This window comes from Lachnoclostridium sp. An76 (assembly GCF_002161355.1).
In the GTDB taxonomy this organism is placed as follows: Bacteria; Bacillota; Clostridia; order Lachnospirales; family Lachnospiraceae; genus Mediterraneibacter; species Mediterraneibacter caccavium.
The window spans coordinates 247675-265482 of the sequence record NZ_NFHL01000004.1 but is presented as its reverse complement, the minus strand read 5'-3'; the positions used below and the strand labels follow the sequence as shown (position 1 = coordinate 265482).

Below are 17808 nucleotides of genomic sequence, written 5' to 3'. Positions count from 1 at the left end.
TGCAGACCCACTTTTATTCTAGCACAGGAGTTCATACTTTTATCTAAAGATCTGCTCCCCTGCATAGCAGGGGGGTTATTTTTACTATTACACAAAAAAAGCCTCTAAGCACCGATTTCCCGGTATTTAAAGGCTTTTCTTTCATTCATCATATCCAACTGGATCAATTAGTCCTGAACGTACGGCATCAGGGAAATATGTCTTGCTCTCTTGATCGCTACTGTAAGAGCTCTCTGATGTTTTGCACAGTTTCCTGTGATCCTTCTCGGAAGGATCTTGCCTCTCTCAGAAACATATTTCTTCAGCTTTGCAACGTCCTTGTAATCGATCTCGTTATTCTCTTTACCACAGAATACGCACACTTTTTTTCTTCTGCGCGCCGGGCCTCTTCTCTTGAATCCGCCCTCTGGTCTGCTTCCCTTTTCGTAAGCCATGATGGTTCTCCTTTCTTCACAATGAAGTTCTTTTTCCTGGGCTCGAAAAGACCTCGCCAAAGAAAAAGAACGACCTCGCACTAAGTTCGCGCTGCGCCTGCGGCTTGTGCTCACTAAGTGCTTCCGGTCAGTTGAACGGCAGCTCCTCATCAATGCCATCAGGGATGTTCATAAATCCGTCGCCTGCCGGTGCGCTCGGCGCCGGTGCCGGAGCCGGCTGGTGGTAAGAGGATCTGTTTGCCTCGCTCTCAGCCCTGCTCTCTGCGAATTCCTGCTCCTCCACGATCACTTCCGTAGTGTATACCCTCACTCCGTCTTTGTTCGTGTAGCTTCCGGTCTGGATGCGGCCGGAAATGGAAACCCGCATTCCCTGGCGGAAATATCTCTCCGCAAACTCTGCGGAACGTCCGAATACAACGCACGGAATGAAATCCGCTGTCGGCTCTCCGTCCCTCTTAAATCTGCGGTCAACGGCAACTGTGTATCTCGCAACCGCCGTTGCGTTCTCTCCCTGTGAATATCTGACTTCAGGATCTCTTGTCAACCGTCCTACCAAAACTGCCTTATTCATATATACCTCTTTCCGCTTATGCTTCCTGTTTCACGCATAAATATCTGAGCACGTTGTCCATAATGCGGATACGCTGTTCCACTTCACCCGGGACAGTAGTGTCAGCCTCGAAGTGTACGAAGTAGTAATATCCTTCTGTCATCTTCTGGATCTCGTAAGCGAATCTTCTCTTGCCCCACTCATCCACGTCTGTCACGTTGCCGCCGAAACGTGTGATCAGTGCTTTTACTTTCTCGATCACGTCTGCTCTTGCTTCGTCTTCGAGTTTTGCGCTCACAACAACAGCTAATTCATACTTATTCATGTTCTTGCACCTCCTTATGGTCTCTGGCCCCCGGCTCCACTCCGGGAACAAGGAATTATGATCCATGCCGAAATAACTTCCGACAGTATGTCACGGTTATTCATGATACCATAAGGGCGCAGGTGTTTCAAGCTTTTTTTACGATATTTCTGGTATTTTTTTCAACCAGGCGCCGCGGCACCATGATCTGGTGCCCGCAGCCTTTACATTTCAGGCGAAAATCTGCGCCGACCCGCAGAATTTCCCAGTCTTTGCTCCCGCAGGGATGCGGCTTTTTCATCGTGATGACATCCCCTACATCGAATCTGTCTGCCATTCTCTTTCTTTCCTTTCGCGCACATGCCCCACTGTGCTTTTAGTCTGTCGCAGTGAGCACACCCTGTACAAGAAATCGCTCGTCGTCCCGCACATTTGTACACGTGGACAGACTGATGATCTGCGACTGGGCATTCAGTTCTACATCCACCTGATAATTTGATGAATCCTGACAGAGCTTAAGGTACTCTTCATATTCCGCGTCTGAGGCATAATCTATCTTGTAATTATCTGCCGTATCCTTGACCACGCCTGCTGAGAACACTGTATATGTCCGTACTTTTCCGTCCGGCGTATAGATATAGAAATTCGGGTGTTCTTTACAGAACGACTCGTCCTCGTATTTCAGGAGTTCTGAAAACATCTCTCCGCCCACATTCAGATGATGTCCGTATATAAATGTATTTCTGTCGGAAAAATCATTACTGTTCCTGTAATCCATAAAGATCGCGCCCAGCTTATTGTCATTTGCCGTAAATGTCCTGGTAAGGTAGTCCTCATTATCTGCGCTCTTTACGACCGGATAATTAATGATCGAAGGTTCGTCAAACCTGATCCATGCCACTGTATCTGAATTTTCTTTGAGCAGCGCGTCAAAATCCACCTTGAATCCGCTTCCGTCCTCATCCGCAGTTATGGCAAGATCCTTGATCTCATCATAAATCTTTCCTCCCGAATAATACGGGACCAGCATCGCGATCAATTGATACAAAGAGAACACAAACACGCAGACCGCAGCCACCAGGACTACACTCGATATCACATTGAACCGGGCTCTTTTCTGCTGTCTCTTCTTTCTTGCACTTCCTGGTCTTCCCTGCTGATCCGGGCGGCTTCCGGCGTTCTTTTTCCGCCCGGTACTGCCCGGAGACGGATGTCCGCCCTCATTTTCCCGGCTCACTTTCCGCAGTTCCTCTGCCGCTGCGCCGGGCCGTTTCCCGTTTTCCCCACTTTTCTGTCTGCGCGGCGGGTGCCCATCCGTCCGACGGCGGACCGGTGTGCCCTCTGCTTTCCCCGCGGCGCTCCCTTCTGTCCGGCGGCGGACCGGCGCGCTGTCTGCTTTCCCGGCCGCACTCCCTTCCGGTCTTGGACGTCTTCTATGTACGGGACGTTTCTGCGCGCCGTTTTCTGTTTTTTTCTTTTCTTCTCTGTCCATTAAACTATTCCTCTTATCTTTTTCCGTCAGTCGCTTTAAAGGATCTGCTTTCTCTTAAAATCCCAGATTTTCATCCACGAGTATGATCTTAAACCTGCGCGGGATACGGCTGAACCTTGTGACCATGATCTGACAGCAGATGCAGTCCGGGCTCTTACAGTCAAAGCAGCTTCCATTCTTCACACACGGGGTGTCAATCCCGAACCTCTGGGTATTGATGGGCGCCGCCTCGTTCCTTGCTCTGTGCATGGCGTCCTCTTCTGTCTTCACGACTTTATTCATCCCCACGATGAGGAGTACGTTTTTCGGTCCGAACGCATACGCTGCGACGCGGTTCGCATTCCCGTCTATATTCACAAACACTCCGTCCTCGCTCATGGCATTTACACTGCCCAGGAACCAGTCACAGGTAAACGCCTTCAGAGCGATCTCCTGCTTTTCCTCCGGCGTCGCCGCCTTATCCCGGTCATAAAACTCATAATTCCCGGAATTGATGGCATCCAAAAGCCCGACCTCACGGACAGACATGGACCCGCCCATGTTGATGCTGCTCCCTTCCGGGATCAGTTCCAGGGCTTTCTTAACGGCTTCTTCCTTTGTCGCCGCATAGTAAGCTTCCATATTCCTGGATTCCAGCGCCTTTACGACACGTTTTCCGAGGGCTTCGTTTCTTTTCTGCCTGACATCCATTGTAACGACCTCGCTTTCTTTATAGTGATAGATCAATAAACTGAATTGCACGAACGTGGAACCATTATAGCATATTTCTGTGGAAAATCACATTCTTTCTGGGAATTTGACGCTCCTTTTACAGCAATCTTCCATTCCCCTTCTCTGTTTCTTGTCTTTTACGGCACTTCGGGCTCTTCCTTCCGCCTCGCACTACTTAATGCCTGTATTCAGCAGAGTCTCCGCCTCGTCCATCTGCCGCATCACATCTTCCCTTCTCTCGTCGAAGAGCAGTCCTTTATTGTATCTGTAATACAGGTCGCTGCCGTTTTCCCGGATGAACCAGATACTGTAATAATTGTCATTGAGTTCCGTGACGAACGCCACCATCTCCTGGCTCTCGCCGAACGCGTCTTCCATGAACCGGAACGCATTTTCCAGCACTTCGGACGCATGGCTTTCCGCGGCGTCGAGTTCTTCCTTCTCCCGGGCGAACATTTCCCTGACGCAGTCAAAGGCATCGTCATCGGAAAAGAGTTCTCCCTTTAATCCCATGGCGAAACGGGTCAGTGCATCGATCACCCGGTCCAGGGTATGCTCCTGCTCTTTTGTCAGGATCTCAGCGCGCTTCTGCTCTTCCAGGTCTTTTTCCGCCATCATCCGCACATCGTCCAGCATCATGACAGACTGATCATCCCTGTAATAGATCAGATATTCATACAGCTTCGCCACATACGCATCCTGGCGGTAACATTCCCGGAACAGTTCTCCCAGTCTTCCGCTCAGCAGGCTGACGATGCTCAGGTGCTCGTCAAAGGCAGCAGCCCCGATCTTACTGAGCACGCCCGCGTCCCACCTGCCGTCCAGGATCTCTTCGATATGATAATCCTTCCTGTATTTGTAATACAGTTCCAGATAATTGGCGAAATCCTTTGCCACCATCCTGTGCTGTACGTATTGGAACGCCACATCCCTGTCAACGGTCTTGCCCAGCTTCTCATATACCTGGATGAGCTGCGACAGGTCTTCCCATCCTCTCGCCGTGGCAAAGAGCTTGCCGTCCACGGTGTTCTCGACCCGGTAGAAATTCTCCCGCCGCAGCTCCAGGTAGGAGATGACCGCCGGATGGATGCCCTGGCGGTACGCGTACTCCTTCCACACCGGGAAGTCCGCCTCCACATCGATCTTCTTGAGCCGGTCCAGCGTCACTACATCGAACTCCCGCACGGATTTATTGTACTCCGGCGGATTCCCCGCCGCCACGATGATCCATCCTTCCGGCACTCTGTGCGTGCCGAAGGTCTTGCCCTGCAGGAACTGCAGCATAGCCGGGGCCAGAGTCTCGGACACGCAGTTGATCTCATCGATAAAAAGGATCCCCTCTTTCATCCCTGTCTGTTCCATCTTCTCATACACAGAGGCAATGATCTCGCTCATCGTATATTCTGTCACCGAATACTTCTGCCCGCCGTACTCTTTCTCCCGGATAAACGGGAGCCCCACAGCGCTCTGCCTTGTATGGTGGGTGATCGTATACGCCACCAGGCCGATCTTCAGCTCTTTCGCGATCTGCTCCATGATCTGCGTCTTCCCGATCCCCGGCGGTCCCATAAGAAGCACCGGCCGCTGCCTCACTGCGGGTATCTCATATTCTCCAAAAGCATTCTTTAGAAGATATGCTTCTACTGCGTCTTTAATCTCCTGTTTTGCGCGTTTTATATCCAAACTCTGTTCCTCCTGCCTGTTATCCAGTCCCCGTCCTGTATCTTTTCCCTGTATCTTTTTCTGTATCTTTATCCTGGATTGTTTTCCTGCATCGTTTCCCCGTTTCCCTGTATGGCCCGGTCACTCACTCTGTGCCAGGCTGTCGCCGCTGACCACCAGGCGCACTGCCCAGGGCGGCACATCCGCGTCCCTGTAATCTTCCTCCATGAATACGAACGCAGTCCTGTACCGCGGCATTTTCGCCGGATAGATCCCATATCCGTCCGTAAAATAGATCAGCCCTTTCAGGTTTACATACTCTCCCTTTTCGATCAGGCTGTCCACATATTCAAAAGCCGGGCGGAAATCTGTCCCGCCCTCTCCGTATAACTGAAAATGCTCCATATATTCTTTCAGCTCTTCCCGGGATGTGATCTTTACATCCGTATGCACTTTCTCATCGCACTGGATGACATGCACATTCACCTTCTGGAAGAAGCTCTCATTCTCCGCGAGCACATTGTATGTCTCTTCCAGGAACCGCCGCACCAGCTCCCCGGAGCAGGACATGGATGTATCCACGACAACGGCAAACTCTTCCACCTTGCGGACCTCTCTTGTCTCCAGCGGTTCGATGAGAGGCATGTTCCCGTAAAGGGACAGTCCGTAAGTATAGAACCCGTAGTCAAAGGTATCGTCATCCGCCTTTAACTCCTCCCTGAACACAGAAAACTTCCGCAGGAACTCCCGGTAATCATGGCGCTCCCGGTTCTCCGCCCGCAGTTCGTCAAGAAAGTCCCCGCTCTGCGCGGACGCTTCTTTGGAGAAGGTCTCCAGGTCAGTCTCCATCTTCTCATCAATGTCTTTCCATTTTTTCTCAAGCTGTTCATCCGGCGGGCGTTTCCGGTCCTGATCCGGCCAGTACCGGTGGTCGTCCACACGGAACTCTTCCTCCAGCATTGCCAGCTCCTTTTCCGTAAGCCCCCATGCGCCCAGCTCCCGGAAGATCCGCTCCGCATTGAGCACATGACCGGTGGCCTCCAGCTTCCGGTATGTCTCCCGCCGCAGCAGGCTCCGGGAAAAGCGCACCGGCCGCAGATCACATCCGTCGATGATATGCTCTGCCGCGATATCGCAGCTTAAATCCCAGTACCTTCTGTCCATGCCCCGCTTGGTCAGATGCCGGAAAATGCAGTGCAGGACCATGTGGAGATACCCTCTGTTCACGAGGATCCGGTTCTGCCGGTAGAGCCCGCCCAGCTCCCGGGGATGAAAGTACATCCTGTACCCGTCCGTCCCGAAGGGGCTGACCGCCGTATCCATCTGGTACACAAAGCTGCTCAGGGCAACGTCCATAAACCGCATGGAAAAATACAGCTCATCCCGGCAGATCCCCAGGATCTCCCTGCCGATCCGGTCCAGCTTTAATGCAGCTTCTGCGGCTTCCTCTCCGCCGTACCCGCTGCTTTCTGGTATGTTATAATTCATATTTTCCCTTTCTCACAGGAAATAATCTGTGTTTTTCATTCATCAGGAAGCTTAAAACGCTTCTCCTCTCCGCGGTCCCGGCGCCGGCTGACGCATGGTCCGCAGCCGCATCCAGAGCCGCTTCCGTCCACAGCCCCCGTCGGGACATTTCTCTCAGTGCGGCAAGATTCCCGGTATCTGTCAGGTACGCCGCTGTCTTCGCGCCGTGCTCCCGGATATACGACTCGTACATTTCCTCCGCCTCTCCGGTAAGCCCCGCCGGATACATCAGCCTGGCGAAGACAAGGTCCGACAGCACGCTTGTCTTATCCTGGGCCTTTGCCACATAAAACAGGTCGTCATATTTCCGGTAATCCATCTCTTTCCCGTAAAAGCACTGCCTGTAATTATTCCCCGAACCGTGATGCTGTGTAAAAAGGATGCGGGCAGGCGTATTCTCCACCGCCTCTTCGTAATGCTCTGGAAATACGAGGTACGCCGCCGGAGCCGGACTGCCCGGTTCATAAAAGACCGCGTCGATCCTCTGCCACAGATCGCCGAGTATCTCCGGGACACAGGACTTCCTGCCGGTCAGGAACCGCACATCCATCCTGGACAGAGACCTGCACCCAGTGAACGCCCCGCTGCCGATCTCTGTCAGCCTGTCCGAAAAGCTAAGCCGCCTTAAATCCCTGCACCCGTAAAAGATATATTTCCCGATCTCCTCCATCGTATCCGGGAAGCGCACGCTCTCCACTGCCTCTCCTGCCAGAAGGCGCTCCTGCTGCCGGAAGAGCCTGCTCTCCTCTGTCTCACAGACCAGGACGTCTTCGTCCTCCTGCGCTTTTCTCGCAGAAAACGCGTAGGCCGCCGCGCGGGTCACAGGCTTTCCACCGATCACAGCCGGCAGCTCCACATTCCCGTCAGCACCGAAGCACCGCACGATCTCAATCCCGCTCTCAGTCTCTCTGTAATGTATCCTCATATGCTCCCTCCTCCCGGCAGATACGACAGGCAAATACAGCAAATACGGCAGCTCCCGCCACGCATGTTCCTGCTATGCCTGTCCCCGCTATGCCTGTCCCCGGGCTGATACATAAAATTCTTCCCCCGTCTCCAGGCACAGGCAGCCAAGCCGTCCGCCCAGGTCCGGGAACGCTGCCCCGCAGTCCACATCGATGAGCCGCCCATCCGGGCTGTGCCAGATCTCTGCGGGTGTTTTCGGGAATCCCCGGATAACAAAAGTCGGGACATGGCCCACAACAGAGACATATCCCGGTATCCCCTTCTTCCGGTCCACCATAGAGGTATCCCAGATCAGACGGTCTTTTCTTTTCCACGTCCGGAGGATCTCCTCTGTGGACGCATGCGCCAGCAGGAAGCACCTGTCCTCCTGCTTTACTTTCTTATAGAAGGGCAGGCTCTTCATAAAGGCCACATACTCCGGCAGTTTCTCCCGCGTACAACGGCTGTCCATAAGGATATCATAGGTATTGTAATAATACTTCTGGAACATCCTGGTTATTTCATTGTCATACCAGCTGATGAACTCATCCTCATGGTTTCCCCTGAGGGGAATGATATTGCCGCGGGACGACGCGATATCCAGCACCTTTGCCGGATCCGGCCCCCGGTCGATCATATCCCCGAGGATATAGAGTGTATCCTCCTCCGAAAAAGAGAGCTTCTCCAGCATGTTCTCCAGGAGCTCTCCCATGCCGTGTATATCTGACATTACATAAGTATATCCCATAAGCCCGCCTCCCCGGCATATTATGTGTAACGTTTGATCGTTTCTTTCAGAATGTATTTCTTATCACTGTACCTGTCCACGATATAGCTGTTCGCCTTGTGCTCCAGCTCGTCCGCAAGCGGCTCCAGCGTCACGCTCTCCCCATATTTGCGCTTCAGCGCGCGCTCCAGGAGATAGTCGCACACCTGCGGGTTTTTCGGCAGCAGCGGTCCGTGCAGGTACGTGGCGATCACATTTTTGTATACCACGCCTTCATACCCGGATTTTCCGGTATTGCCAAGCCCGTAAAACACCTTTCCAAAAGGGGTATGGTCCCCGATATAGGTCCGCCCGCCGTGGTTCTCGAATCCCACCACCGGCTGCTCGAAAAGCGGGCTGTTCAGCACAATATTTCGGATCAGGCGCTCCGGCTCCCACTCCGTCGTGATATCCAGGATCCCCAGCCCTTCGATGGTCTTTTTATCCGTCCTGTAATATTTCCCCAGGAGCTGATATCCCCCGCAGACCGCCAGCACAACGCCGCCGTCCTCTACATACGTTTTAAAGTCCTCCCGGATGTCTTTTAAGAATCCGCAGACCAGTTCCTGTTCCCGGTCCGAGCCCCCGCCCAGGAGGACGATGTCCAGCTTTGAGAAATCAATCTTATCCCCCGAGAGGAATGGGATCACCTCAGCCTCCATGCCCCGCCATTCCAGGCGTTTGCGGAAGCACTGGATATTGCCCCTGTCACCGTACAGGTTCAGAAGGTCCGGGTACAAATGCCCGATCACGAGTTTCATCCTGCCCTGCTTCACTCCATCACGCTGCATTTCGTCCTGCTTCATTTTCTCCTGCTCCATCATGCCCGGTCCCCTCCTTTCTGCTCTCTGTTCTGTCCCTGTGCCCCCGGCTCCGGCTTCCCTGCCGCGCTCTTTTCCTGCCCTGCTTTTCCTTCCCCGGTCTTTCCGCAGGTTTTTTCAAGTTCTGTCAGCATATGGTTCGTCCGGTACAGGCCGGAATAATTTACGATCACATACAGATTTTTCGTCCCATTCTCCACACAGTCAAGGACAGACGCCCTCAGATCCGTAGTGGAGCCGCACGGGATATCCTCATATTTCAGGCGGAGCCCCATGTCATGCCGCCTCGTCCCCGCGGTAATGATGCTGCGCGCGTTGCTGTCCGCCAGATACTGGAAGTCCACATCCCACAGCCAGGAGACATCTTCCCCGTCCTGGTATGTGTCATTGATCTGGATGATAATGTCCTTTGGCTTCGGATCTTTCAGCACAAGGGACACCTTCTGCTGGAAACCGATGGGATTCTTCGCCAGGTGGAGCTGCACTCTCGCCCCATTGATCCAAAAGATGCTCTCACGGTTATTCCCATAGTCAAACGCCTCGATCATCTCTTTGAACCCGGCATATCCCGCGCCCAGCGTCTTCAGCGCCGTATACGCGGACAGCGTATTGTAGATATTGTACGGCGTGCGCGCCGTGGAATCGATGTGGAGCCCGTCCATGTCAAAAGAGTACACCTCATCGTGAAGCTCGATATGCTCTGCCGTATAGTCCGGCTGCGGGCGCTCCCATCCGCAGTTCGGGCAGTGGTAGATGCCCAGCTGTCCGTAGTGGAAGAAGTCATACTCCAGCTTTTTCCCGCATTTCCGGCAGAAAATACTCTCCCGGATCTCCGAGCGGGAAATATCGTCAAAGATCTGTTCGCTGATCCCATATGTGACATACGGATTCCCGCTGTTCTCGGCAAGCGAATAGGAAAGGATATCATCGCAGTTGATGATGAGCGTGGTCTTCGGCACGCTCGTCACAGCAGCCATCAGCTTATTGTAGGTGATGTCCACCTCGCCGAAACGGTCAAGCTGATCCCTGGAAATATTCGTCAGCAGGGCACAGTCCGGCGTCAGCCTGGGCAGCACGCCCACGGACGCGATCTCATCCACCTCGATGCAGGCAAAGTCCGCGTCCAGACGTCCCTTCTTATCCGTGGAAAGGACGAACGCAGAGATGATCCCGTTCAGCATATTCGCCCCGGTCCGGTTGATGATGACTTTTTTCCCCTCGCTCTCAAGGGCACGGCACAGGATCGCGTTTGTCGTCGTCTTCCCGTTCGTCCCCATGGTCACGATGATCTTTTCCCTGACCTGTCCTGCCATCTCGTTTAAGATCTTCGGATCGATCAGGCGGGCCACATACCCGGGCAGGGTCACCCCGCTCCCCCGATTCATCTTTTTGATCAGGCTGCTCGTCGCTTTCGCGCATTTTATTGCAAGTTTGCTTCTTAATCTCATAATCTTTATCCAACTTCTCTTTCTATCATTGATTCCGCACTTTTATAAGCTTTCTCCATCCGGGCTTCCATTGTCCCCGCGCAGCTTTGCCTGCCGCTTCAGAAGCTCTCTTATGGCATATGCCACTCCCAGGTCTTCGTTTGACTTTGTAATGTATTTTGCCGCCTGCTTTACTTCCGGGTCCGCATTCTCCATTGCCACTGTCGCCCCGAAATCCATGGAGATCATAGACAGGTCGTTCAGGCTGTCTCCCAGCACCATGATCTCATCCATCGTATAACCGAGTGAACCGGCATATTCCCTGAGTACAGGCCCTTTCTGCGCCCTCACATCTGTGATCTCCAGATTCGTCGGGAAGGAAGAAGCGACCGCGATCTCTCTGTCCGGCTCCAGCTTTTTCCCGATCTGCGCCAGCATCTCCCGGTCTTCTGTAAAGAGAAAGAGCTTGTATACCGGCACGCCGTTCTCTTCCAGCTCGTCCAGGCTGGCAGCCGCTCTTGTCCGTTTTTTCATACGCTGAAATACCGGCGTCTTCCTGACAGCTTCCCGGTCTGTGTCCATATGGAAAAGCATCGCCTCCATCAGGATGCTTTCTTCGACTTCCCCGGCTGTACCGATCCGGTAATCACAACCATCCGTACAGATCACCATGGATATCGGATATTCTCTGATCACACTGTACACTCTCCTGCACAGCTCCATACTCATGGGGTACGTAAGAACAACCCTCTGCTCCGGGTCTCTCACTTCCGCCCCGCTGCTGACGATATAGTCGCACACAAGATCCTCGCCTTCCAGCTCTTCCATCGCCCCGGGGAAATTCCGCCCCGTGCAGATCATAAAGCGGATCCCCGCGTTCACAGCTTCCTTCACAGCCTCCAGCGTCCCCGGAGCGATCCTGTGGTCATCGCCGAGAAGTGTCCCGTCCATATCGCTTGCGATCACTTTTATCATATCTGTAAATCTCCCTGATCTTATTCTTGTCTGTCTGTTTCCATCCCATTATAAATAGTTTCCCCGGTTCATGCAACCATAGACAGGCAGAACAGGCTTTGCTCCCTGCCCTTTTATATCCTGATCTCTTTCAGCCGTCCCGCTCCGCGCAGGTATTTCCTGTAAATATAAGAGAAAACAATGCAGGATACGCACGCGGAGACACCGTCCGCCACGGGCTCCGCATAGAACGCGGACTGGGCGGCGAAGAACACAGGCAGGACGCAGGTTGCCCCGAAGTACAGTGATTTCCGGAACAGGGACAGGCTCAGCGATGTCTTCGTCATTCCGAGGGCAGTCAGCCCGTCCACGATCACATACTGGAAGCTCAGAGGGATGATCATCAGCGTAAACGCCCGGATCCCCCAGATGGCAAGCTCTGCGTACTCTTTATTATCCGTAAAAATGGATACAAAATACTGCGGCACGATCCTGGAGATAAGGAACATGACGGAAGTGAAGCACACGCACAGGACAAGCACCCAGAAAAATGTCTTCCGTATCCTGTCCGGGCGGTTCGCCCCGTAATTATAGCTGATCAGCGGCTGGGAACCGCCGGTGATCCCAAGCATGGGCGAAGTGATCAGCAGCATATAGCTCTGCACGATGGTTGCCACTGTGATGAGCGTATCCCCGTACTCCCTGCCCCCGTAGTGCTGGAGCACTGCATTCAGCGCAATGATGATGATACTGTCTGTGGCGAGTATCAGGAACGGCGAAAACCCGATCTTCACGATCCGCATACCGGCCGACAGCTCCGGCTTCGCCAGTCCGAGCGGCACTCTCATCTTCTTTCTCCTGAGCGTCAGGAGCACGAACGCACAGGAAGACATCTGGGCGATCACAGTGGCCACCGCGGCTCCTGCCACTCCCATATCAAACAAAAAGATAAAGACCGGATCAAGGACAATATTGATCACAGCGCCGATCAGCGTGGTCGTCATCCCCAGCACCGGGAATCCCTGGGCTGTGATGAAATAATTCATGCCCATGGAGAGCAGGGCAAAGACCGTGCCCGCCGTGTAGATCGTCATATAAGAATCCGCATAGGGGAAGGTCACGCCGCTGGCCCCGAACCAGTTCAGCAGGGCGTCTTTCGTCAGCAGGAATACCGCGGTCAGGACGACTGACACGATGAGCATCCACGCGAAGCTGTTCGCCAAAAGCCTGCGTGCCCCCTTCTCGTCCCCCGCCCCGAGCCGCACGGAGAAAAGGACGGAGCCGCCGATCCCAAACAGAGTGCCAAAAGACGACAAAAGCGTCACGATCGGAGCGCACACGCCGACTCCTGCGAGGGCATCCGCGCCCGTCCCAGGGATATTTCCCACATAGATCCTGTCCACAATGCTGTAAAACACATTCACAAACTGCGCGATCATGAACGGGATTGATATCTTAAGCACGAGCAGGGGAATGGAATCCCTGCCGAAATCATTTTCCTTTTTCATCTTCTGTTCCTCATTTCTCTCATTATCCGTCCTACATTATATCAGGAACAGAAAAAAATGGAAGAATGAAAACAGTCCCCGGCCTGACAAAAAAGGCCGCAAAAAAGACCGCAAAAAAAAGACCCGGCGCCTTACCGGCGCCGAGCCCTTTTCTTATGTTATATTATGCCTGTTGTGCGAAACATCAGCCTTCGATCGCGATGTGGCTGCTGCTCTCCACTGCCTGCGCCTCTTTCTTCGGAACAGACAGCTTCAGGATACCATGCTCATATTTCGCTTTGATATCTTCCTGTGTCAGCGCATCGCCTACATAGAAGCTCCTCTGCATCGCGCCTGCATAGCGCTCCCTGCGGATATACCTTCCGTGTTTCTTCTCTTCGTCCTTATCCAGGCTCTTTTCAGCAGAGATCGTCAGATATCCGTCATCAAGCTCCACATTGATCTCATCTTTCTTAAATCCCGGCAGGTCGATATCAATCTCATATCCGTCGTCATGTTCGCGGATATCTGTTTTCATCATGTTTTTTGCGCGTTTTCCATACAGAGGATTTTTCCCGCCCCAGAAGTCATGAGCAAATGGAAAATCCATCCAGTCGTCATCAAATAAGTTTTCTCCAAAAATGCTGGGCATCATCATAAGTCATTTCTCCTTTCGCTCTTCACAACCCGGATCACTTTGCAGCGCTGCGGTATATTCCGCAGCCATTGTCCTATATCTTTCAAAAAAGGATCCGACACTCTCTGGTGCCGGACCCCCCTTTTATATCAATGGCATCTCTGCCATCTTTTCTGTGTCATCCCATCATCCTTCAATGGCAATGGTCTTCTTTGTCTCTACTGCCTTAGCGTCCTTCTTCGGGATGCTGATGCTTAAGATACCGTTGTCATATTTTGCTTTGATATCTTCCTGTGTCAGCGTATCGCCAACATAGAAGCTTCTCTGCATTGCGCCTGCGTAGCGCTCCCTGCGGATGTATTTGCCTTTCTTATCCTGCTCGTCCTTGTCAAGGCCCTTTGCAGCGGATACGGTCAGGTAACCGTTCTCCAGTTCCAGGCTGATCTCATCTTTCTTGAATCCCGGCAGGTCGATGTCAACTTCATATCCGTTGTCATGCTCGCGGATATCTGTCTTCATCATGTTCTTAGCGTTCTTTCCGTACAGCGGATTTTTCTTTCCCCAGAAATCTCTGTCAAACGGGAAGTCCATCCAATCATCATCAAATAAGTTCTCTCCAAAAATACTAGGCATTAACATAAGTCATATCTCCTTTCAAAAACAAACCTTTTTGTTATCTATCTATATTATGAAGCACTTCCGAAATCCCATCCGGAGTGTTGAGTTTTGAGAACCGGGAACTTCAGGAACCTTTCCTTTTCCTCTTCCCTTGTTCTAGTTGTAATATAGCAAATGTTATTAGCACTGTCAAGAGATGAGTGCTAATTTTTTAAGATTTTTTTAGAAAGCCTGAAAAAAGCTTGATTTTACGGGCTTTCTGAGCATTTACAACTTTTTAATCTGTTTCAAAAATGACTTACTACACCAAATTTACACCATTTCCGCGAAAACTACGAGCCATACAGGGACGAAAATCGGGTTGCCTTTTGGGAGCTTGCTTGTTGCTGATTTCATGAGCAGTCTGGTGACAGCTCATGAAATCAGCAACAGTTTACCATGAAACCAGATATCGAGGAACTGCGCAAAAAATACATAGAGAATCCCCCCGAAGGAATGACATCCGAGGACATTCGCCATATGAGCGAGGATGACCTTCTGGATATGGATTATTTTCTGAATGAAGACGACCCTTTTGACGATTTGTTTGGAGAAGAAGGTTTTTATATCTTCTAAATCTAACCATCGTCCTATTGTCATGTCCATTCCCTTGTTGATCTAACATATGTTCGATCAGCAGGGCTTCTTTTCCCCCTTATCCAAAAATCGGAATTTCCTATAAAGCAAAAAGACAGAACCCGCAAAAGCCTTGTAAAATAAGGCTTTACGGGCTCTGACGCCACAGGACAAAACCACCCGCCACACGACAAGAGGTAAGTGCTAATTTCTGATTTTTTCAACCCTTTTGAGACCGTTTTTTTGCAAACCATTTTTTTAGAAAAGTTCAAATCCTTCTACGCTCACTTCAACACCATACTTTTTTGCAAGCCTCAAAACCCCCTCGGCATATAACCGCTTTGCTTCATTCTGTTTGCCCTGCATCAATAGTAAGTATCCAGGTTCAATATATTTTTCATAAAGGTAATGATAAATCTCTGCTGCGTCCGGTTCCCTGGATATACATTTTACGATTTCTGGAGCAATACGGTAATATTCCTTTATCAACGCCTGTCCCTCAGGTGTCTTTTTCAATACTGTGTCTCTGAAACGCCGAAACGCTGTGAGTTCCTCGCAGTTATCTGATTTTCCTTCCGAACCACACACAGCAGTAGTAATAAAGCAGTCATCACTTGAACTGCTGCTGACAGTATGGCTTGAATAAGTTGCAGTCTTCTTATATTCTGTTTTTTTCTGTTCTGCAAGTTTTTTTACTCGTTTCTCTTTTTCTTTCTCTATGTTCTGTAATTTTTGCTTTGCATTTTTTCTTATGGTACTGTTTCCGTTGGAAGCAGCATAGCCTAACAGTTCCTGTGCCTTTGCAGGGTTCTTTGCTGTGGATCCCGTCCCACTATAGTACATACTGCCGAGCAAATAAGCCGCCTCCGGCATTTTATGCTTTTTCTGAAGCCACTTTTTGGCGTTAACATAATCTTTGCATCTATAATACAATATTCCTATCTTGTCAGACAAATTCTCTTCCGCAATATTATGATTATCCATATACTTATACAATTCCAAAGCTGCATAAACGGTCTCTTTATCATCCGAGCCCCTTTGTTCAAAAAGATAACCCGCGTAAAACCTTATCGCAGGTATATCGCCAAGCGCAGCAGCGATCCGCAGATACGTTATTCCCTGTCTGTAAAACCTCTTTTGATTCAGAATGCAATACATACCATAATATCTTGCAGCACGCGGAATAAGGCTGTCCGCAAGTTTTTTTGCCTTACGTGTCTTGAAATCAGCAGAAAGATTAATTTTGTCTTCTGCTTTTCCAAAATAGTGATCTGTGAGCCATTCTCCTGCTTTTCTGCTTCCGCCTTCAAACGCCTCTTCATATGCACTGACAGTTTTTGCCGTATTTCCACTTGTATATTCTGTATAATATGCCAGATAATAGAGTTCATCTGCTGTATTCGCCGGAATCTGTGAAGCTATACAGCCAGCTGTTTTGTCAGAAATCTTTAATTCCTCTGCGAAACAAATCACAGCCCGCATATAACGAATGTCTTTTCCTGTATAGCACATAAGATCATTCAACATATTTTCCGGAACCTGCTGCCCCCTTGCTTTCAGAAGCCAGAGATTGTCCAGAGCTGCATATTTGAATCCTCTCTCAGTCAACGACCGGACGATACGCATGGCTATATCCTCATTCGATTGATCGCTGTTCGAATTCTCAAATGATCCAATTACGAAAAGAACTTCCTCCTCAGAATACATTTCCTGCTGAGATGCTGCGGACTTTCCACTTTTCAGCATTTCCCGCACCTCAGAAGGATATTGAAGCAGAAGCGTATTTTCAAAATCCTGCAGCAGCGTTTCCGTCTCCTTCAGAACATCGGTAAGTCGTTCGATATTCTTCAGCTCCCTGTTTTTCTGCGCAGATTTAACGGATCTGATTTCGTCGAGTGTATTCTGAAGATTTTCTACAAAGACTGCGCTGCGCTGAAGATTTTCTATATTTGCAGCATGCCTCTTCACTTCAGATTTTTCATAAGCCAAAAGCTTTAACAAAGCTGCAAAGATCCTGTTTCCAACAGTAAAATTATATTGAATCCCATTCTGCTTTTCCATAAGCGACGCACATTCTTTTATACTCTTTACCGAAATATCAACTCCTGGTATTCTGCTGCGGAGTTCTTCCGCAAATTTTACAGCAGAGCCGTCCTCTTCTCTCACCGCAATAATTATCGGAACTTCCTGATCTGTTACACTTCTCGGCACATACCGGTCTGGATATTCCGAGTCCCAAAGTATGAAAAATATGCTGCAAAGCCCTGCCAAACGTATATACTCTTCTTCTTTCTCCTGCGCATACCAGGGAAAACGAATCAAATTATATCCTTCAGACATATCCGGAAGGGAAAATGTAATCCCTGCAGCCAGATCATCCATCCGCAGTTTCTGCTTATAAAGCTCCAACATCAATGAATATTCATCCATATCAAGCGGAATAAGGCTCCCGCTCTTTCCAACTGCTGCTGTTTGAACACGTTCCCCCTTGTATACAGCACATGGAAGCGACCGCTGAAGACAAAGCTCATACGGTATATATGAATTAAGAAGTTGGTGAAGAAAAGATGCTTCCGCCGAGGCTGCTTTTCCCCCAAGCACGCCAACTGCAGGTTTTCCATACAGATACGGCTCGCGCAGAAACAGCTGCGCGTCATCCAGAGCGTTGTCGATTTTTGCCTTAAGGACGCTTTTTTTCGGATATGTGCTGTCCTCGATCACTGCTGCCGCCTCAGTATTCAAAAACTGCGACAGCTTCTCCCAGCTTCTCCCCGACTCTGTCCTGTCTTCCTTTTTTACGGAAGACAAACGTGATATCAGTTTTAAATATTCTTCACTATTATCCTGCATTTTATTAT

At 50.6% G+C, this 17808-nt stretch carries 18 protein-coding genes; 1 reads left to right on the top strand and 17 read right to left on the bottom strand.

The annotated features are described in order from the left end of the window. Positions 1 to 167: 167 nt before the first annotated feature. From rpsR to B5G27_RS09725, 16 genes are all read right to left on the bottom strand, one after another. Complete coding sequence (rpsR, locus tag B5G27_RS09800) at positions 168 to 434, bottom strand: 30S ribosomal protein S18 (RefSeq protein WP_015527519.1); 267 nt, start codon at positions 432 to 434, stop codon at positions 168 to 170. 127 nt (positions 435 to 561) lie between these two features. Further along, entirely contained in the window at positions 562 to 1005 is a 444-nt protein-coding gene (locus B5G27_RS09795) for a single-stranded DNA-binding protein (protein WP_087178708.1), read from the bottom strand. Positions 1006 to 1021: 16 nt separating this feature from the next. Further along, positions 1022 to 1309 carry a 30S ribosomal protein S6 gene (gene rpsF, locus B5G27_RS09790; protein WP_087178707.1) on the bottom strand — a complete coding sequence of 96 codons (288 nt, stop codon included), beginning with the start codon at positions 1307 to 1309 and terminating at the stop codon, positions 1022 to 1024. Positions 1310 to 1436: 127 nt separating this feature from the next. Beyond that, complete coding sequence (locus B5G27_RS09785; protein ID WP_087178706.1) at positions 1437 to 1625, bottom strand: DUF951 domain-containing protein; 189 nt, start codon at positions 1623 to 1625, stop codon at positions 1437 to 1439. Between the two features lie 39 nt (positions 1626 to 1664). After that, entirely contained in the window at positions 1665 to 2780 is a 1116-nt protein-coding gene (gene srtB / locus B5G27_RS16775; protein ID WP_330399035.1) for a class B sortase, read from the bottom strand. A gap of 54 nt (positions 2781 to 2834) precedes the next feature. Beyond that, positions 2835 to 3470 carry a lactate utilization protein gene (locus B5G27_RS09775; protein WP_087178705.1) on the bottom strand — a complete coding sequence of 212 codons (636 nt, stop codon included), beginning with the start codon at positions 3468 to 3470 and terminating at the stop codon, positions 2835 to 2837. A gap of 192 nt (positions 3471 to 3662) precedes the next feature. Next, positions 3663 to 5174 carry an ATP-binding protein gene (locus tag B5G27_RS09770; protein WP_087178704.1) on the bottom strand — a complete coding sequence of 504 codons (1512 nt, stop codon included), beginning with the start codon at positions 5172 to 5174 and terminating at the stop codon, positions 3663 to 3665. 120 nt (positions 5175 to 5294) lie between these two features. Further along, positions 5295 to 6641 carry a vWA domain-containing protein gene (locus B5G27_RS09765; RefSeq protein ID WP_087178703.1) on the bottom strand — a complete coding sequence of 449 codons (1347 nt, stop codon included), beginning with the start codon at positions 6639 to 6641 and terminating at the stop codon, positions 5295 to 5297. Next, complete coding sequence (locus tag B5G27_RS09760) at positions 6631 to 7605, bottom strand: leucine-rich repeat protein (protein ID WP_087178702.1); 975 nt, start codon at positions 7603 to 7605, stop codon at positions 6631 to 6633. Before B5G27_RS09760 ends, B5G27_RS09765 begins: the two co-directional genes overlap by 11 nt. An 87-nt stretch (positions 7606 to 7692) precedes the next feature. Continuing rightward, entirely contained in the window at positions 7693 to 8373 is a 681-nt protein-coding gene (locus B5G27_RS09755; protein WP_087178701.1) for a metallophosphoesterase, read from the bottom strand. Between the two features lie 20 nt (positions 8374 to 8393). Further along, entirely contained in the window at positions 8394 to 9152 is a 759-nt protein-coding gene (locus B5G27_RS09750) for a type 1 glutamine amidotransferase (RefSeq protein ID WP_087178735.1), read from the bottom strand. Between the two features lie 59 nt (positions 9153 to 9211). Next, positions 9212 to 10660: a Mur ligase family protein gene (locus B5G27_RS09745; protein WP_087178700.1), complete on the bottom strand. Its 1449-nt coding sequence runs from the start codon at positions 10658 to 10660 to the stop codon at positions 9212 to 9214. A 42-nt stretch (positions 10661 to 10702) separates the two neighbouring features. Further along, entirely contained in the window at positions 10703 to 11614 is a 912-nt protein-coding gene (locus B5G27_RS09740; protein ID WP_087178699.1) for a Cof-type HAD-IIB family hydrolase, read from the bottom strand. A gap of 113 nt (positions 11615 to 11727) precedes the next feature. Further along, positions 11728 to 13101, bottom strand: coding sequence for an MATE family efflux transporter (locus tag B5G27_RS09735; protein WP_087178698.1), 1374 nt, complete (start codon positions 13099 to 13101; stop codon positions 11728 to 11730). 184 nt (positions 13102 to 13285) lie between these two features. Beyond that, positions 13286 to 13738, bottom strand: a complete 453-nt coding sequence (locus B5G27_RS09730) for an Hsp20/alpha crystallin family protein (protein WP_087178697.1) — start codon at positions 13736 to 13738, stop codon at positions 13286 to 13288. Between the two features lie 165 nt (positions 13739 to 13903). Continuing rightward, on the bottom strand, positions 13904 to 14356 hold the full coding sequence (locus B5G27_RS09725) for an Hsp20/alpha crystallin family protein (protein WP_087178696.1): 453 nt from the start codon (positions 14354 to 14356) through the stop codon (positions 13904 to 13906). 417 nt (positions 14357 to 14773) lie between these two features. On the opposite strand from B5G27_RS09725, the gene B5G27_RS16150 reads away from it, so the two are divergent. Next, positions 14774 to 14950 (top strand): hypothetical protein, encoded by a 177-nt coding sequence (locus B5G27_RS16150; protein ID WP_164488446.1) that lies wholly within the window; start codon positions 14774 to 14776, stop codon positions 14948 to 14950. Positions 14951 to 15208: 258 nt separating this feature from the next. Here the strand turns inward: B5G27_RS16150 and B5G27_RS09720 are convergent, their stop codons facing one another. After that, a complete protein-coding gene (locus B5G27_RS09720; protein ID WP_087178695.1) occupies positions 15209 to 17800 on the bottom strand; it encodes a tetratricopeptide repeat protein in 2592 nt (863 codons plus the stop codon). Between the last annotated feature and the right edge of the window lie 8 nt (positions 17801 to 17808).

Excerpts from the sequence above, each read along its gene's own strand:
- rpsR (WP_015527519.1), bottom strand. The coding sequence starts at position 434 with ATGGCTTACGAAAAGGGAAGCAGACCAGAGGGCGGATTCAAGAGAAGA.
- B5G27_RS09795 (WP_087178708.1), bottom strand. The coding sequence starts at position 1,005 with ATGAATAAGGCAGTTTTGGTAGGACGGTTGACAAGAGATCCTGAAGTC.
- rpsF (WP_087178707.1), bottom strand. The coding sequence starts at position 1,309 with ATGAATAAGTATGAATTAGCTGTTGTTGTGAGCGCAAAACTCGAAGAC.
- B5G27_RS09785 (WP_087178706.1), bottom strand. The coding sequence starts at position 1,625 with ATGGCAGACAGATTCGATGTAGGGGATGTCATCACGATGAAAAAGCCG.
- srtB (WP_330399035.1), bottom strand. The coding sequence starts at position 2,780 with ATGGACAGAGAAGAAAAGAAAAAAACAGAAAACGGCGCGCAGAAACGT.
- B5G27_RS09775 (WP_087178705.1), bottom strand. The coding sequence starts at position 3,470 with ATGGATGTCAGGCAGAAAAGAAACGAAGCCCTCGGAAAACGTGTCGTA.
- B5G27_RS09765 (WP_087178703.1), bottom strand. The coding sequence starts at position 6,641 with ATGAATTATAACATACCAGAAAGCAGCGGGTACGGCGGAGAGGAAGCC.
- B5G27_RS09760 (WP_087178702.1), bottom strand. The coding sequence starts at position 7,605 with ATGAGGATACATTACAGAGAGACTGAGAGCGGGATTGAGATCGTGCGG.
- B5G27_RS09755 (WP_087178701.1), bottom strand. The coding sequence starts at position 8,373 with ATGGGATATACTTATGTAATGTCAGATATACACGGCATGGGAGAGCTC.
- B5G27_RS09750 (WP_087178735.1), bottom strand. The coding sequence starts at position 9,152 with ATGAAACTCGTGATCGGGCATTTGTACCCGGACCTTCTGAACCTGTAC.
- B5G27_RS09745 (WP_087178700.1), bottom strand. The coding sequence starts at position 10,660 with ATGAGATTAAGAAGCAAACTTGCAATAAAATGCGCGAAAGCGACGAGC.
- B5G27_RS09740 (WP_087178699.1), bottom strand. The coding sequence starts at position 11,614 with ATGATAAAAGTGATCGCAAGCGATATGGACGGGACACTTCTCGGCGAT.
- B5G27_RS09735 (WP_087178698.1), bottom strand. The coding sequence starts at position 13,101 with ATGAAAAAGGAAAATGATTTCGGCAGGGATTCCATTCCCCTGCTCGTG.
- B5G27_RS09730 (WP_087178697.1), bottom strand. The coding sequence starts at position 13,738 with ATGATGATGCCCAGCATTTTTGGAGAAAACTTATTTGATGACGACTGG.
- B5G27_RS09725 (WP_087178696.1), bottom strand. The coding sequence starts at position 14,356 with ATGTTAATGCCTAGTATTTTTGGAGAGAACTTATTTGATGATGATTGG.
- B5G27_RS16150 (WP_164488446.1), top strand. The coding sequence starts at position 14,774 with ATGAAACCAGATATCGAGGAACTGCGCAAAAAATACATAGAGAATCCC.
- B5G27_RS09720 (WP_087178695.1), bottom strand. The coding sequence starts at position 17,800 with ATGCAGGATAATAGTGAAGAATATTTAAAACTGATATCACGTTTGTCT.